Source organism: Xanthomonas sp. MUS 060, assembly GCF_000963215.1.
Classification (GTDB): Bacteria; Pseudomonadota; Gammaproteobacteria; order Xanthomonadales; family Xanthomonadaceae; genus Xanthomonas_A.
This window is the reverse complement of sequence record NZ_JZIM01000093.1, coordinates 1-1,033: the sequence shown is the minus strand read 5'-3', so window position 1 is coordinate 1,033 and position 1,033 is coordinate 1. Positions and strand designations below refer to the sequence as shown.

Genomic DNA, 1,033 nt, shown 5'->3' with positions numbered 1-1,033 from the left:
CAGAGGGTAGGGAGCTTCCTCGGCGATTGGTGCGTAGCGTTGATAGAGCGCGGTACCGGTCTGCTCGTTTGCGGCGATGCTGCCGAACAGACGAGGTAGGACCAGGGCATGTGGCTGTGCCAGGCTTTCAAACCCAAATCGCCGCGTGGCTTCTAACATGGGTAGGGAGCTTCCTCGGCGATTGGTGCGTAGCGTTGATAGAGCGCGGTACCGGTCTGCTCGTTTGCGGCGATGCTGCCGAACAGACGAGGTAGGACCAGGGCATGTGGCTGTGCCAGGCTTTCAAACCCAAATCGCCGCGTGGCTTCTAACATCAGGTCGGACCCGAATAACTGGTCACCGAGCTCTCCGGTGACCACTACTTCGTCGTACAGCCCGACTTTGCCGACGGTGCGTTCGACGGACAGCCTACCGGCGATGTGGGCCTGGTAGAACCCAGGATTCTCGGTCGGCAATGCTGTGGCTCGACAGGTACACAGTGAGCCGGTCGAGTTCGTTGCCGGGCAACGCTTTGAGCAAAGCGACCAGCGCCACGGTCGAGTCGATCCCACCGGACCACATCACGTGCAGCCGCGCATGTGCATCGAGCAGTTCGTGCGCGCGGGCATCACAGCAGTGCGCGAAAGAGCTCTGCTGTGTTGTTGTCGCATCGGGTATCGGACAGCAGGCGTCAAAGCGCAGCAGATCGGGTTTACATGCAAGACGGGAGGTTGTGAGGACACCTCCGATGACCTGGCGTAAACCGCTCGCGAACGGATTGCCCTGCACCAGATTGCGGGCGACCAGTAAGTCAGTCAGGTTGTGAGGACACCTCCGATGACCTGGCGTAAACCGCTCGCGAACGGATTGCCCTGCACCAGATTGCGGGCGACCAGTAAGTCAGTCATGGCTGGCCGCCGTACCTCACGAACAGCGCATCCAGATCGTGGTGATCACGGCACAAACCCTCGCCAATGCATGTAGGCGGCGGACCTCGGACTGGACCAACCAACGTGTCCTGTCGGTCGGCGTACTCCATCCGTACCCGCGTTGC

The 1,033-nt window shown here is 60.9% G+C and carries 1 protein-coding gene; it reads right to left on the bottom strand.

Annotated features, from left to right (window positions below; translation table 11 throughout):
* Window positions 1–152 precede the first annotated feature (152 nt).
* Window positions 153–455, bottom strand: a complete 303-nt coding sequence (locus XANALMUS060_RS22575) for a hypothetical protein (RefSeq protein ID WP_045739475.1) — start codon at window positions 453–455, stop codon at window positions 153–155.
* Window positions 456–1,033: the final 578 nt, after the last annotated feature.